The organism is Vibrio sp. YT-18 (assembly GCF_033337345.1).
GTDB lineage: Bacteria > Pseudomonadota > Gammaproteobacteria > Enterobacterales > Vibrionaceae > Vibrio > Vibrio alginolyticus.
Genome location: NZ_JAWOQO010000005.1, coordinates 147741 through 162823, shown reverse-complemented (window position 1 = coordinate 162823; position 15083 = coordinate 147741). Strand labels below are relative to the sequence as shown.

Below are 15083 nucleotides of genomic sequence, written 5' to 3'. Positions count from 1 at the left end.
CTTTAAATAGTAATTGTTATAGTTCGATCTTTTGTACGTTCGTGTTTTTTAAGCACAGAACCAATACCTAACTGCCCCTGCTGTTTCGATAAACAAGCTTGTGGTAGCAAACTATGTTTGGTGGTGAGCTGCCACTTCAGTTGTTTATGTTTTCCAATCAACTCATAAGCAGCGTTCTTAATGATTGCTATATTGGGTTGGTTAGGAAGCAATTTACTAACTAGCTGTTTATCTTTTGGCAGAAATTCTATTGTTGTCCCCGCGTTGATATTCCATGCTTTCGAACCCAAAGAAGCTCCTACACCAAGTTGAGCAAACTGCCCTTCAGGCATAGTTCGGGATGCAAGGCGTGTTTGCTCTTCTTTCGTAAGGTGTAACCATTGTCCTTGAAATTCATGAACTTTTACTTGGCATCCAGATAAACATTCAAGAATACTTTTCAGTCCACCTTTACTTCTCACTGGTGAAGCAAACACACCACCATAGTGCCGGGACAGTGAACTCCCTTTCCCAGTTAATGCCGATTTACAGCTTTCTAACGGCGAACGCGCGCCCTGCGCATGCGCACGAGACTGAACAGTCAGCTGACTCAGTTGCCAACATCGATAATAAAGAGATAATAAGCGATGATTGAAAATATCGTAGAAGTCCACCATAGCCGTATCGCCTTCTTTTTGGCGATGTAAAGCTAATTCACTATAGTGCTGGGGAAGCACACCTTGCTCACCCGTTAGGCCTATTAAATTGGTCTCAACCTCTAACTTGCTGTCATCTATATTTTTCAGTTCACAAAGCTGAGCATTTTCAAAACCTAATGATGGATTAACCTTTAAGTTTAGCTTTTCATGCTTCGGTAACGCATCTGTTCCTATTTGCGCCTCTGCTTGCAGGACTTCGTGTTCAATAAGATGAATCGCTTCAAACAATGGATGTTGCTTTAATTCTCGATAAAATTGTTCCGCGCTCATAGCGACACCTTATCGCCAGTTAATGCGGGCCATAGGTGGAAAGACTTTCCCGTGGACTTAAGTCTTATTTCCAACTGCGTAAAAATGTTAATTTCAGCATATTGCGAGAAGTAAACAGATAAAACACTACCTAAGAGAAAGATCTGCTCTTTAGGTAAAATTTGATCAGAAACCGTCAAAATAATTTTTATACCGTGCGCAAATCCAACTTTACCTTTCTGACTAATTCTTCCTGTAGTAGGCTCAAACTCTAACTTAGTTAAAGCATCGATTACCGCTTTCGTTTCTGCTGTCCCAGAAAATGCATAGAGATTAAGGGTCTGCTTCAAAGTTGCTAAACCATCTTCCTCGGTAAAATGGTTTAAAGTTAAAAGCTTAGTTAACTGCCATCGTGTGCTTTCATCCATTTCTGGCCGAATAGTTTCTGATAAAGAAACTAAACAACGAACAGATTCGAAATTGTCATTTATCTCCGGTAAAGATACTTGCGGCAGCCCACCTCCAAATGGAAGTTTCTGCGCTAAGTTGCGGTTACAGCACTCAGCTTCCACGTACATTAACCAGTTTTCCCGGCTATCCGGGCTGAACAATTGATGTTTTTTATCAACAAAAGAAATGTAAGTTTCTCTACCGGGCTCATCATACCCACCAGCCCAGTTCTTATCCTCACGTCTCATCAACCAATAAATCTCACTAGTGTTCGTATAATGCGTGTGCTCACCAGCGTGATAACATGGCAAATTGTGGTACGTTTTGTTCCAGTTTCTCAACGTTACGTCAGAAATTGAGACAACCTCATTACTTTCAGCTTCTTGGTATTGTGGAGACAAGTGGTAATCGTATTCAGTTGGTAGAATACGCTTAGGCTCCATAATACTTTTAAATAAGTTGATCACAGGCACACAGCCTACCATTAAGCTTTCTTCGTCCACTTGCTTTGGAAGCCAGTCATCGTTGGTATCAAAGTAAAAATACAGTTCGACTTGCTCTCCAAGATCTAGCTCAGATAATCCAAGTTCGGTGATATCAAAGAACATAAACTTCTCAGGAAAGTGCAAATACTCAACAAGTAATCTTGCTCCTGAAAAGCTTCTTTTACTGTATGGCACAACTTTCTCATCTTCTGAAAATCCCACTTCAGAAAGATGTCTTTTGGTTAAAGGACGAACTTCTTTGCCATCCACAACAACAGATAAACCAATTAGGTTTTGAAACAGCATTTGGTAGAGCTTAAAAGTCAATTGAGATTGACCGTTTAAATAGAAGCGCAGCCGTTCTACCCCCATTTCACCAAGAGGAGTCTCTTCATCTTGAGCCGTGAGCTGTACTTTCAAAACTGAATGAGCATTGCTTTCCCATCGTGAGCCAACTGGCTTGAAAGGCGCATTTTTAAAAACGCCAGAGGTCACATCAACAGGATACATTCTGACCGGATAACAAGTTCTAAACTCGCACTCATGATATCCAGGAGCACCGACAACAACTCGCTCGCCTTCTTCTACATCAAAATAAGAGGAAGTGGAGTTAGAACAGCTCATTTTAATGACTGACATTGACGGGATTGGGGCGTGAAAATCCGGATATAACTGTCCCATCAAAGACTCTGTAAACTGAGGGTAACTATTGTCTAAGCTTTGTCTAATCCTTGCTGTTAGAAATGCGCAGCCTTCTAACAATCTTTCTACGTGTGGATCGTCAACCTGCTCCTCACTAATACGAAGTCTCGCAGCGATCTTAGGATACTGCTCCCCAAATTCTTGCCCTTTGTGACGCAAATAAGCTAACTCGCGATTATAGTACTTGAGAAACTCTTCACTCATTTTGCTCTACTCAGTTTCATACCTAAATTTACCGGCTCTACTTCAGAATTGAATCGCACTTCATGAATACTGTTATCAATTAAGCAAGTGGCATTTATCTGTAACCTCAATACCCTATCAATAGCGTTTTTCTCGTCTGAAATCTGGACATGAGGGTTCCTTAACCTTGGCTCAAACTCTTTAATTGCATCATGAACAATGTCGCAAAGCTGATTCTGCCCTTCTTGGCTGCTATAGGGCATTGAGGAAAAATCTGGCAGTCCATAATTCAATATTGAATAACGAACCTCTAGAAGGTCATCAGGAATATTTTTCCATCCAATACGACTATTCAGCATCGACTCTAGATCTCTAAGTAAGCTGCTCAACATCTGTTGCTGGCTTGCAGGGAAGTCTTTCTCATCTCGAGTGAGAGGATCACTATCTATCAATTTGTCGAGCAGAGAAACGGTTAACGACATGATATTTCTACGCTATTTGTTTCTGTTCTAATAATGTAGTCAAATCACAGATTGGAAGCGCTGAGTCACCGACTAACCAACATTTTTGACCCAAGCCAACAAAAGATTCTTGCTCACCAATCTGCTTCCAATCCGTTTCTCGACCTAACTTTTGCGCATCGGTCTCTGAGTCAACATATGTCAACGGCATATGGCCTTCGCCTTCACCAAGTCCATCGATATCAAACTCGACAGGTCGCCAAATACTCTCTAACAAAGAAGTAGGTGCTTTAACTTCTAGCGTATGGATGCTCGATATGGGTACAAGAAAATAGTTACCTGCTGTAGAAAACAGTTCAATGTAACCACCTAAACGATCATCAATATCTCTAGCATCTTCGTAGTTTGTGCCGTTTACGTTAAACCCTTTAATAGTACGATGCTCTTCAATGCGATGCGATAGACGTGACGCTTCTTCGTACTCTTGATTTCCGAGAGCAAGATTAAATCGAACAAGCTCTTTAGTTAATTCCTCATCACCTAATACTTTGGCACTAGCCGCACCATTGATAAAATCCTTTCTAGCTTGAGCTGCTTTCACTAAATGTCGTAGCTGACTTGCACCAGGCAGATACTCAGGAAACAATTTAATAGATTGCATGAGCTGAGCGTCCGCACGCTCGAAGTCCCCATCAATGCAAAGAAGCTCAATGAAGGAACTTCTCAAGCTCGCATCTTTAGGGGTTGATTTAATTTCATCAATTAATTGCTCTAGAGCGTGTTGCAATAGGCCTTGGGACAAAGCATTTTTCCATTGAGTCATTGTTATTTCCTTACACCATGTGCTCTGGTGATAATTCGGTAATTAATTTAATGCTAGATACCATTTGATCGAGTTGAAAATGCGGTCGCAAATGGATAACTGAGTAATAATGTCCAGGAGTTTCTCTTTTCTCTCGAACTGTAATTTTTGCTTCATTTAGGGGGTATTTAGCCCGAAGCTCATCCGACGCTTCATCTGATGCGGTAGTGTACTGGTGTAACCAGCGTTGAAAGTCACGCTCTAGGCTTTCCGCGTCTTGATACCCACCAATTTTGTCACGCCCCATAACCTTGAGATAATGTGCGACTCGCGATACACACAATGTGTATTGCAACATCGATGTCAGTTTTGCATTCGTTGAAATATGCTTTTCTGCGTATTGTTTGGGCTTGTAGAGAGATACATTCGAGGTCATCCCTACCATATCAGTCTCAGGTATTGGAGAAATAGAAATAAAACCGCACTCAGACAATTCTTGTTCTTTTCTCTCAGAGATTTTCAAGTTTAACGGACATCTTTCACGATCATTCTTGCCGTTAACACGCATCTTGCTCCTTGTAGGAGCGACGATAATGCCCTGACTGTAATCGCCTTGTTTAATCCCTCGCATATGCGTGAACCAACCATGTTCCTGAAATGCTCTAATTGATACGGCAGCAAAACAGTACGCACTACTCCCCCATAGCAAATCTCGGTTGGAGTCGTAGATGTGTTCTTGAAAATTGAATTTATCATTCCGCGAGCCATCACTTTTGTATGGCTGACGGAACAAGACGTTAGGTGCAGTCAAACCAATAAATTTAGCGTCATCGTTATCTCTCAAACTACGCCACTTTGCATAATCTTCCTGTTCAAATTGGGCTGCTATATCTCTTATCGCAGAGAGTTGAGCGAAACTATCAACACCAAACATCTCTGGCGATGCAGACATGATAAATGGGCTGAATGCTGCAGCTGCAGACTGAGAGATCTTACTCAACACAGACAGATCTCTATCAAAATAATTTTTACTAGGATCACAGCGAAGCTGATAATCTCCAACCACCACACCAAAGGGTTCTCCCCCTGCCATGCCATATTCATTTTGATAGAGCAACTTAAATAGTGCTGATTGGTCAAACTCGATGGCTTTTAAAGCATCTTTACTGATTTCATTCCATGTCGCCGTTAAAACCTTAACTTTTACAGAGTCCGATGAACGAGAATCAACCTGTTCACATAAATACCTAACTCCAACCCACCCCCTTTCGAGCTGTTGAAACTCAGGATGATGTAATATTTCATTTAGTTGAGATTCTAATAGCTCATCAATGCGGTTAATTGTGTTCATCACACTATGACGAAAGCTGTCCAAATCTCTTGAACGTGTACCTTCTAGCCAAATTCGCGCTGACGCTACAAGATCAGAAGATTCATTGAATCGAGTCAACCACGGGCTATCAAGTTCAGCATAGCCTCCGGTACTGAACTCATGTTTTAGCTTGCTAGGGTCGCGAAAGTTAAGTGACACTGCTAATTCCATCTAGAACATAAAGATTGGTCATGGCTGGCCTTTCGACCAGCCAATTCATTTCTTATCCACCTGACTGAGGGATCTTTGCCACAAGTCGCAAAGATGTGGTCAGTTCTTCCATTTGTAACCAAGGCTTCAGCCATGCTACGGCATTGTAAGAACCAGGTGCGCCAGGAATTTCCTTAACCTGAACACGAGCGTCTGCTAGAGGGTATTTCGCTCTGATCTCTTGACCACCGCCTTCAGAAGCATTGACGTAACCTAGGATCCAGCGGTTCAGCCAAGACTCAACGTCTTCTGCTTCCATAAAGCTACCAATTTTATCTCGGGCCATTACTTTCAAATAATGCGCAAAACGAGATGTTGCCATCATATAAGGTAGGCGGGCAGAAATGGCCGCATTGGCCGTTGCTTCAGGGGATTCATGGTTCGCTGGTTTTTGACAGGTTTGCGCACCAAAGAACACTGCATAGTTGGTGTTTTTGTAGTGACAAAGCGGTAAGAAACCAAGCTTACCAAGCTCCGCCTCACGTCTGTCGGTAATACCAATCTCTGTTGGGCACTTCATATCAGGGTCGCCATCATCACTCATGAAGAAATGCGTTGGCAAGTTATCCACTCGACCGCCGCCTTCTGCACCACGGATGGCAGTACAAAATCCATATTTTGAAAATGCGTCGGTTAACTTAACACCAAGAACATACGAAGAGTTCATCCAACAGTAGTCGTTATGTTCAGCGTTAACAGCAATACCTGAAACAGGATCTACTTCGAACTCTTCAAACCCAAACTCTTCGACTGGAGCGGTAGCTTGTCCGTATGGCAAACGAGCAAGGACTTTTGGCATCGTCAGACTAACGAAGCGCGAATCGGCACTCTCGCGGAACGAACGCCATTGGGCGTATTCTAGTGATTCAAATACCTTATCTAGGTCGCGTGGTTTTGACAACTCAGTCCACTCATCAAAGCCGAATAGTGCTGGTGAAGCTGCGGACAAGAATGGAGAGAAGCCAGAAGCCGCTACATTTGACATTAGGCGTAACGACTCAATATCTTCTGGGTGGTTGGTAAACTCATAGTCTCCAATCAATGCACCATACGGTTCACCACCAGCACTACCAAACTCAGACTCGTAAACCTTTTTAAAGATCTGGCTTTGATCAAACTCAACAGCTTTGCTCAAGTCTTTATGTAGCTCTTTCTTGGTCATGCTCATCATGCGAACTTTCAGAGTAGAGCTGGTCTCTGAATTCATCACTAGATAATTTAAGCCGCGCCAAGAACCTTCGAGTTTCTGTAATTCTGGGTGATGCATTACTTCAGACAACTGATCAGAAATCTGCCTATCGAGCAAATTAATCGCTTCACGAAAAGTTACTGTTAGGTTTTTGTTCCAAGTAACTGTCCCTTTCATTGCTTCTTCAGCGAGCGTTTTAATCAGCTCCTCAGCACGAGAAGCTTCGGTCTGCTTAGTCGCACCAATAGCTTGATCTAAGAATGAAGTTGTCTGTTCATTAACAGTTGGATCTAACTGTTTTTCAGCTTCAGTCGTCATTATTCCGCTCCTTCAGTACTGTCTGACTTCGCTTTCTTGCCAAGATCTAACTCGCCTGCAAGTCTTGCCAGATTGTCTGTATTGTTCAAAACATCCTCTAGGATATTTTCAAGCTCTTCTGAGCGGTCAACTTTTGTCATCAAATCACGCAGTTTATTACGCGTTTCCATCAATTGGCGTAGTGGATCAACTTGATTTACGATCGCAGCAGGCTCAAAGTCTTGCATTGATTTAAAGTTTAAATCGACCTCAAACTGTGAATCGTCATTCGCAAGCTTATTCGCAACTTTAAACTTCACCGATGGATTCATTTTTTTGAGTACATCGTCAAAGTTATCTCGATCGATCTGAATAAAACGGCGGTCTTTTAATGGCTTCAACGCTTCTGTGTTTTGACCAGCGAAGTCACCCATTACACCTACAACAAAAGGCAGTTCTTTCTTAAGAGTCGTACCTTCAGTTTCAACATCATAGGTAATGTGGACACGAGGCTTCCGTACTCGTGATAGTTTCGAGTGGATACTCGTCATACCATTCTCCCTTTATTAATTTTCATTTTGTTCTGCTATGCCAACCAAACGGAAGTAGCTTTTCTTTGCATCCCCGTCGGAGATAAGTTCCGCCAGTAACTCCGGCAGAGGCATCCCACACCAACGAATAATCTGTTCGATGGAGTAAGAAACTGGTGAGTGAGGTTCACTCTCTCGGAAGAAATCAGCTACTTGCTGCAATTGTCTAATTGCCTGCTCTCGTGATTTCATGTTTGTCGCTAATAATGCATCACAACTTTGTGAACTTAACGGTTGTTCAGAAGAAGATTCATCAAGATCCTCTAGCTCTTCAAACACGGCTTGTGGTTGATTGAAACGATCTCCTAGAAGGTGCTTTAATGCCGAGTGTATTGATTCAAGTCTTTTTGATATATAAGAGCTAGGAGTCACATCACCGGCCGCTTCGTCTAATCGCTGACTGAATTCATTAAATGATTCTGTAGCGAACTCCAAATCCGTGATTAATTCTTGATAAAACGTATCAGAAGTCGACTTAACCGTAGTTATAATTTCAGATAACTCAACAGCCCCAAGCTCGACTCGATTTCGGCGCTTATCTTCGTCTAAGCGCTCAAGCTCTATAGCTTGCTGATATTCCCAATAGGCATAAGCTTGCTCCACGCCTAAGTCAGTCAATGGTATACAAGCAATTGGAAAAATAAGTGTTCCTTCACTATCGATACCATTGAGGCCAATAATCGCCGATATTCTTGTCTCAATACCATCTTCATCAGGCATTGGGTACAGATCATCCCAAAAGTTCTCAATTAAACTGGTTGCGAGTTTGTAGCCAACGCCCATACCACGAAAACCATACAATCGAGTTAGGGCTTCTATAAGCCAGGCAACAAATTCCAAATCTTTAGACTGATTCGTGAGTATTTCTGGGACATCTTCAATAAATACTCGCCATAAATTACTGTGGGTATAGATACTTTCTTCTTCTATAAGAGCATTACGTTCAGCGTTGCGGGCGGCCATACGCTGATCTTTCAACCGATAGTAAGCAGACTGTGGTGATACATCCTCTCTAGGATCAACACCTGTAGGATTTTCTTGAGATATAGGAGCCAACGCTTGTTCATACCAATCAAACATTTCATTACTCATAAGCTCTCCCTCTTAGAAAGACAGGTATTGTCGCGTCTTCTCTAGTTACTGTTTCGCACTCCGTTTGCGCTTGGCGAACTTTGATCAAAGCACAAGTTACGTTATCACTTGCGCCCCGAACCAAAGCCGAATGCATGAGCGCTAATCCAGCTTGGTTGACTGAGTCTGCATACAATGTCCGATGAATTTCATCACTCGTAAGTTCCTTAGAGAGTCCATCGCTACAGAGTAGAAACTGATCGCCGTCAGCCAACTGCCCTGAAACTTGATCAATAGTGACACTTTCGTCGACCCCAACAGCTCTGGTAATAACATTTGCAAGAGGGTGAGATTCGGCATCTTCAAATGCCAATAAGCCCTGATCCACTAAGTCCATGACTTGACTATGATCACGTGTTTTTTGGACAAAATTACCACTTCTAAGCTGGTAAATTCGGCTATCCCCCACCCAAAGGCAGTGGTAATACCCATCCTGAATAAACAACAAAACAAGTGTTGTTCCCATCGTTTTACCGTCTAAGTGATTTTGTGCGTATTGGTAAATTTCTAAGTTCGCTTCTTGAACCACTCTTCGGATATCATCGATATTAGTATTGGAGACATCCTGCATGTGGCGCGCGACTCTATCCACTAGCATCTGGCTTGCTATATCGCCAGCACTGTGTCCACCCATTCCATCGGCAACCACCCAAATATGCTGCTCTGTCATATCCAACAGAGCATCCTCGTTATAAGGGCGTACTTTTCCTGCGTGCGATTTAGCAAAGGTAAAATAGTTCCAATTCATTCTTCTATCCTACCAATTCCACTTTTTCCAGCCGCCATCAAGCATGGCTGAAAACTGACCAATTGAAGGAAATCCACTAGTAATGAACATGCATGGTTCAACCTTCGTTGAACCTTCAGTCCACCAAAAACATGGTTTACTCAATTTTTCTTTAATGAGGTAATTCAAAAGCGTATTTTGATCAGTATTGCCGTGATCATGAAAAACTGTAGATATTTGGCTTTGATAAAGAAACTCTAGAGGCCTCACTTCACTTGTTACATTCGCAACGAGGTCATTTTTTTCTTGAGTACTCTTATGCCAAACATCAAAGACAAAGTCGTCCTCAAGTACTGAAAGAGCAAGAGCGGCACTGTCCTCTGTCCAAGCTCTGTCACCCCAATATTGCGCAGCTTCACCTTTTACGGCACGAGCTATAGTAAAGAAAAAGTATCTACCGCATGCATCAACACTAGGAATCATGCTACCAATGTAGGTTGAGTCTTCTAAATAGCTAATATCCAAAGCAAAGTGCCACACAGGAGCCGTTAAAAAGTGCTCATTCCAGCTTTCACCCAGTTGTTCCCTGCTGACTGCAATAACCGCCTGTTGCCAATCATGCCAACGCTCCGAGAAATCTTGTGATAAACCATCTTTCACAAAGTCCCCTTTTGCGGGCATTTTACCGATATAGCCCCAGCCTGATGTTATAAGGTTCGTGGACATCTGAACCTCTCCATTTCATTTGACCAAAAAGGATTAATGGCACTAGAAGGAATAAGCTCTAGCTGCACCTTATTTCCCTTTAAATCAATCATAACTATATTGTCTTTACGCGATTCTGGCCTTGCTTTAAGTGATTGATCCAAAAGCTTGAATATGCCCCACTCACCTTCATAGGTATGCGCAATTTCGCGTTTAGATTCAGGTGGTGTGAACACAATTCGAGTCTGATCTTGACCGGCAGGCCAACTCAACGATTTAGCTCTTGCTGGTCCATGCTTATAAACCAAATCTTGTCCACCCAACTCTAAGACAAATCGAGTAATGTGCTGGTCTAGATAAACAGGCTTCATCCCAAACTCTACGCGTAAGGAATTATCAGATTCAAAGAAAGACTGCCTGATACGTTGCGCTCTTTGAAAGACCATTAGTGTTTCTGGGCGAACTCCAATTTCCTTTTCTAATCGCCAACGACTTTTCGAAGTATCCACAAACGGTTCGAGGTATTCTTGGAAGAATGCGTCAAGCGTACCTCCATAACCAAAGAATCGCTTAAAGTCTTTCAATCTAACTTCTCTGCTCGCGTTGGGCTCGAATGGATATCTGCCAGCAATAGTCCGCTGATAAGGGCGGACCACTTGTGTTACCCAAAGTTGATTTAGATGATCCTTCGAACCGCTCTCCGCAAACTTAACCGACTCTTGAGAAAGCTCACCTAGCCATTGATTAAATGGTCTCGGCAAAAGTTCTTTAGCACGAGCAAAGGAAGCTGCGACATCTTGTGTAACGGTTCCATCTAAAATACTTTTGTAGGCAATTTTCTGATTGTTACCAGAGCTTGATAAGTCACTTAAATACGAACGCAAGTTAACCATTGCTTGTTGAATATCATCAAAGTCTTGATCACCAAGGCGTAAGATCTCTGAAAAATGCGATTCGACTTCTTTACCTGGCAGAGCAACATTGAAACCGTTTTCTTCAGGTAAATACATGTCTAGTCTATCTGCCGTATTTGAAAACTTAACTTTGGCAACTTTACCAGCAACTTCAGAAGCGGCTTTTTGATTTTCTGACAATGATACTTTTGATAGAGCAACCTCTTTTTGGATTGCTCTCAACAAAGATTCGATTGGTCTTTCAACTCCAGATAAAACCCTCGCTTGCTCTGTCGCAAGTTCTAGGCTCGGAGCCTGCTTCAATTGAATATCTTCGATCAACGTTTTCCATTCATTAACATAATCTTGATAGTATCGAGACTGAACGCCTTGGATGGCACTATCTTGATCAATTTCATGAGCCTTAAGATCGTCACCATAAACCCAGTTCTCTTCCATTAGGCTTTTTACTGTACGGTTGATCTGAATCTGAAAAATGCTATGAAAACCATTGTACGTGTAGAAACCCGAAATGCCTTGTGATAGCGGTTTTCCACTAGCTCGCTCGAACTGCTCAAGCCCTTTAGGTCCCAATACATCAGTCAAGCGAAATGAAGGTACATGACTCTTAGAAAATTGTATTTTCATTCGCTGATAAGCACGTTCAGGTAGAGACATTTGAGTCAACACTTCTCGAGCACTCGTCACGGCAGCAGTGTTGTAAGTAAAGCCTTGTCCATCGTTGCCTAATAAATATTGAGTGTGCTGTAGCAAACGTCTTCTTAAGTCTGCGTTTAGCTCACCCGGATATTGACGTTCGAAATAAAAGTTAAACCAAGCCAACACTTCATCTTGTTGATATTTGTCTGGATTGAATAACATCAAATACGTTTTTAACGTTTCGTACAAATACTCACGATGCTGTTGATTGCTCTCCATTTCTGACACCAAGCTATCAAGAAGCAGAGGGGCGTAATATTGGGTCAAAGCATCAGAATATGCATTGTTTGCCGCCTGAGACACTTTGTCTCCTTGATAGAGACCAAACCTCTTTACAGAGTCGGCATCACCGTAGTCGCTTTGCTTTCCGAGAGGAAGCGTCATCAACCTATCTAATGTTTCTACAGCTGAAACAATATCCGCTTCAAAATCTAAACTTTGAGCGCCAATCATTGCATCAATATGGCTCGCTTGTTCATTGGTATCGACAATTAACTGTGAGTTCCACTTATAACTCATAAACCAAAGCGCAGAAGCTCCTAGCAGTAGCGTTGTACATCCAATGTAAACACCTCGACGCATCCAACCTGACTGCTTTTGATAGTGACGATTAACTGTTCCTAACAGTTGCTCTTTGAAAATAACCTTGTCAAAAAGATTCTTTACGAAATAACTATGAGAACCAGTCTGACTCTTTGCTAGAGCTAAACGATTTAACCCAAGTCCATTGGTTGATTCATTCATCAGCTTATCGACTGGTAAGCCTTCTTGAACCGAACTCAACATAAACACACCACGAATCAAGGCAGGCTCTTCAAAACTGTTTTGTGCAAAAATTTCAGCTAAAAACTCGTCAAGATTAGCTTGTAGCACTCTTAATTGCTTTGGAAATTCAAAGATAAGCGCGCGTTTATCTAAATCGTCCTCTGTTTCAAGTATTCTAAGCATACGGGCATCAAGGCGCTCCAACATGCCATGAAATTCTTTGTTGAATAGAGAAATAACGCCTCTTTCATCATCCACTTCACGAGGGAACATGAAACCAAATAATTCCTCTCGCTCTTCCTTACTTAAATCGGCAAAAAACTCATTGAAACCGGCAACTAAATCCATTTTGGTGAGCAATACGTAAATCGGAAACTGCATGCCTAACTGGTTTTTCAGTTCTTGAAGTCTCGACTTAATTGCTCGAGCATGAAGACTTCGCTCGGTTCGAGTCTGAGACATCACGCTGGCTAAACTTATCGTAACAATCGCACCATTAATTGGTCTTTGCGTTCTATACTTTTTCAACAATCCTAAGAAACCATGCCACGCTTTAGAGTCGACCTTTTCTTGACTGTCTTGTGTCGTATACCGGCCAGCCGTATCTATAAGAACTGCTTTATTTGCAAACCACCAATCACAGTGGCGAGTGCCACCTACACCGGCAATAGAGTCAGAGCCAAGGCTGTCTCCTAATGGAAACTCTAACCCCGACTGCTTTAATACGGTTGTTTTCCCCGTTCCAGGAGGGCCAATCAACACATACCACGGTAAGTCATACAAGCTTCTCTTGCCTTTGTGTGTTTTCGTCACTACTTTGACAGCTTGCTCAATACGCTCGCGCATTAAGTCAATTTCACTTGCCGCTTCTTTATCTGATAGGCTATCAACCTCAAGCAACGTTTGAATACTTTCGTCTTCTTTCACCTTTTGCTTATGCTGCTTGGTAACGTTAAATATCGCCCAAAGCAACACCAACACTAGAATAGTGACTAGCCGTTGAAAGTCACTCTTTAGGGGCTCATATCCCGCTATCGCAATAAGTGGACCAACAACCCAAATGAAAATAGAACAAGCAGCGACACCTATAAGACCGAGAAACCATCTTTGAGTAAATATTCTGCCAATTTCTTTAATACGCATCTCTATCTACCTATTATTAATTCGCGACAAGAAGGTCGATTTCAATCCGGCGGTTAATAGCTCGGTTTTCATCACTACTGTTTTCAACTAATGGTCTTGCATCCCCCAATCCCTCGGGTATCACTCGCCCTTCTAATGCACTATTCGAGATCAGTTGTTCAGACATAGCAGTGGCTCGAGCTAATGATAGGTGCCAGTTCGAGGGATATTTACTCGTGAAAATAGGCCTATCGTCGGTGTGACCAGTAACAATGATCTTGCCTTGGGTCGACTCCAATGTTCTCGCAAGCTTAGAAATAACGGGTTGGATGTAAGCGACAACATCAGCACTACCTGATTCAAATAGATCTTGAGACTTTAACGAAATTCTTACCCTGTCTTGCAGCGGCTCAACATTGATTAGCCCCTTACCGATCTCAGTTGCTAGATACATTGAAATCTTTTCTGCAATTGGCGCTGATTTTGATTCTGACGTTGCATCTTGGTTAAGTTGTTGCGGTTGAATCAAATTGACTAATTGAGAAAAGGTGCGATTGGATGCCTTATTTAGCTCATAACTAAAATACATATATATGCAGACCAATAGTGCCGCCGTTACAGAACATACAACCCAAAGAGGAGCTCTATCAGAAGCCTTTGAGCCATTCAAAATGTGTTGGTCGATACTATTACTTAGCTCCTGAGGGACTCCTCTCCCATAAGACTTAAGAGTAGCAATAACCTGTCTTCTCAATTTCCGGTGCGATTCCAGTCCATTTTTTTCTAAACGGTATTGACCCAGAAACCCGAGAGATAAGCACACATACATTAGTTCAAGCAAATCTAAGTTCGCATCTGGTTTCGCCATGCACTTATCAAGATGCTTAAAGAACGCTTCCCCACCTTGACTGCTAGCATAGAAGGAGCTAAGTAATGAATCGTGACTCCAGAATGAATGCCCACCCCAATTGGTGTTAAGGACAACTTCATCTAGTGAACAGCATAAACAATAACGAGCTGTATCAATGGTATCCAAATCAACGTCATGCTGACGTAATCGGTTCTCATAATCTCTAAGCTTTTGTGCCAATGTCTCTTTTAGAAACAACGGATCGGAATGAGTCGCTGTCGACCGAATTTGACCGATAATAGATAACAGGCCATTCGCCTCTGCTAGTAGAGAGTTATTCCCATAAGCGACCACTGAATCATTGTTCACCAATTCAGGGCTTTTTGAGATAACTACGGTATTATCCAGTGACTTTTCTGATTGTGGTTTCGATGCGGGTGCTCTTCCACCCGGTGTTGGTTTTACGATCGTTTGTTCCATAC

Annotated in this window: 12 protein-coding genes; all 12 read right to left on the bottom strand. The window is 42.3% G+C overall.

Features of this window, described 5'->3' with window-relative positions:
* Positions 1 to 2: 2 nt before the first annotated feature.
* Genes tssG through tssL form a run of 12 tightly spaced genes read right to left on the bottom strand, consistent with a single transcriptional unit; the run spans position 3 to position 15081 of the window.
* A complete protein-coding gene (gene tssG / locus R7M72_RS09125; RefSeq protein ID WP_064369229.1) occupies positions 3 to 968 on the bottom strand; it encodes a type VI secretion system baseplate subunit TssG in 966 nt (321 codons plus the stop codon).
* Positions 965 to 2788 (bottom strand): type VI secretion system baseplate subunit TssF, encoded by a 1824-nt coding sequence (gene tssF / locus R7M72_RS09120; RefSeq protein WP_315957187.1) that lies wholly within the window; start codon positions 2786 to 2788, stop codon positions 965 to 967. Before tssF ends, tssG begins: the two co-directional genes overlap by 4 nt.
* Positions 2785 to 3249, bottom strand: a complete 465-nt coding sequence (gene tssE / locus R7M72_RS09115; protein WP_017635621.1) for a type VI secretion system baseplate subunit TssE — start codon at positions 3247 to 3249, stop codon at positions 2785 to 2787. The genes tssF and tssE overlap by 4 nt, the downstream gene beginning before the upstream one ends.
* Before the next feature lie 7 nt (positions 3250 to 3256).
* Complete coding sequence (locus tag R7M72_RS09110; RefSeq protein WP_315957188.1) at positions 3257 to 4051, bottom strand: type VI secretion system accessory protein TagJ; 795 nt, start codon at positions 4049 to 4051, stop codon at positions 3257 to 3259.
* Positions 4052 to 4061: 10 nt separating this feature from the next.
* Positions 4062 to 5573, bottom strand: a complete 1512-nt coding sequence (gene tssC / locus R7M72_RS09105; RefSeq protein ID WP_064369227.1) for a type VI secretion system contractile sheath large subunit — start codon at positions 5571 to 5573, stop codon at positions 4062 to 4064.
* 52 nt (positions 5574 to 5625) lie between these two features.
* On the bottom strand, positions 5626 to 7119 hold the full coding sequence (tssC, locus tag R7M72_RS09100) for a type VI secretion system contractile sheath large subunit (protein ID WP_005375950.1): 1494 nt from the start codon (positions 7117 to 7119) through the stop codon (positions 5626 to 5628).
* On the bottom strand, positions 7119 to 7649 hold the full coding sequence (gene tssB / locus R7M72_RS09095) for a type VI secretion system contractile sheath small subunit (protein WP_005375949.1): 531 nt from the start codon (positions 7647 to 7649) through the stop codon (positions 7119 to 7121). The genes tssC (R7M72_RS09100) and tssB overlap by 1 nt, the downstream gene beginning before the upstream one ends.
* Positions 7650 to 7664: 15 nt before the next feature.
* A complete protein-coding gene (gene tssA / locus R7M72_RS09090) occupies positions 7665 to 8780 on the bottom strand; it encodes a type VI secretion system protein TssA (protein ID WP_054701384.1) in 1116 nt (371 codons plus the stop codon).
* Entirely contained in the window at positions 8773 to 9567 is a 795-nt protein-coding gene (locus R7M72_RS09085; protein ID WP_005375947.1) for a PP2C family protein-serine/threonine phosphatase, read from the bottom strand. Before R7M72_RS09085 ends, tssA begins: the two co-directional genes overlap by 8 nt.
* A gap of 9 nt (positions 9568 to 9576) precedes the next feature.
* Positions 9577 to 10272 carry a type VI secretion system-associated protein TagF gene (gene tagF, locus R7M72_RS09080; protein ID WP_005387528.1) on the bottom strand — a complete coding sequence of 232 codons (696 nt, stop codon included), beginning with the start codon at positions 10270 to 10272 and terminating at the stop codon, positions 9577 to 9579.
* A complete protein-coding gene (gene tssM / locus R7M72_RS09075) occupies positions 10254 to 13772 on the bottom strand; it encodes a type VI secretion system membrane subunit TssM (protein ID WP_315957189.1) in 3519 nt (1172 codons plus the stop codon). The genes tagF and tssM overlap by 19 nt, the downstream gene beginning before the upstream one ends.
* A gap of 16 nt (positions 13773 to 13788) precedes the next feature.
* Positions 13789 to 15081: a type VI secretion system protein TssL, long form gene (gene tssL, locus R7M72_RS09070; protein WP_053307737.1), complete on the bottom strand. Its 1293-nt coding sequence runs from the start codon at positions 15079 to 15081 to the stop codon at positions 13789 to 13791.
* Positions 15082 to 15083 lie beyond the last annotated feature (2 nt).

Bases quoted from the DNA above. Each gene is read 5' to 3' on its own strand.
- tssM (WP_315957189.1), bottom strand. From the start codon at position 13,772: ATGCGTATTAAAGAAATTGGCAGAATATTTACTCAAAGATGGTTTCTC.
- tssG (WP_064369229.1), bottom strand. From the start codon at position 968: ATGAGCGCGGAACAATTTTATCGAGAATTAAAGCAACATCCATTGTTT.
- tssA (WP_054701384.1), bottom strand. From the start codon at position 8,780: ATGAGTAATGAAATGTTTGATTGGTATGAACAAGCGTTGGCTCCTATA.
- tssB (WP_005375949.1), bottom strand. From the start codon at position 7,649: ATGACGAGTATCCACTCGAAACTATCACGAGTACGGAAGCCTCGTGTC.
- tssE (WP_017635621.1), bottom strand. From the start codon at position 3,249: ATGTCGTTAACCGTTTCTCTGCTCGACAAATTGATAGATAGTGATCCT.
- tssC (WP_005375950.1), bottom strand. From the start codon at position 7,119: ATGACGACTGAAGCTGAAAAACAGTTAGATCCAACTGTTAATGAACAG.
- tssF (WP_315957187.1), bottom strand. From the start codon at position 2,788: ATGAGTGAAGAGTTTCTCAAGTACTATAATCGCGAGTTAGCTTATTTG.
- R7M72_RS09110 (WP_315957188.1), bottom strand. From the start codon at position 4,051: ATGACTCAATGGAAAAATGCTTTGTCCCAAGGCCTATTGCAACACGCT.
- tssL (WP_053307737.1), bottom strand. From the start codon at position 15,081: ATGGAACAAACGATCGTAAAACCAACACCGGGTGGAAGAGCACCCGCA.
- tssC (WP_064369227.1), bottom strand. From the start codon at position 5,573: ATGGAATTAGCAGTGTCACTTAACTTTCGCGACCCTAGCAAGCTAAAA.
- tagF (WP_005387528.1), bottom strand. From the start codon at position 10,272: ATGTCCACGAACCTTATAACATCAGGCTGGGGCTATATCGGTAAAATG.
- R7M72_RS09085 (WP_005375947.1), bottom strand. From the start codon at position 9,567: ATGAATTGGAACTATTTTACCTTTGCTAAATCGCACGCAGGAAAAGTA.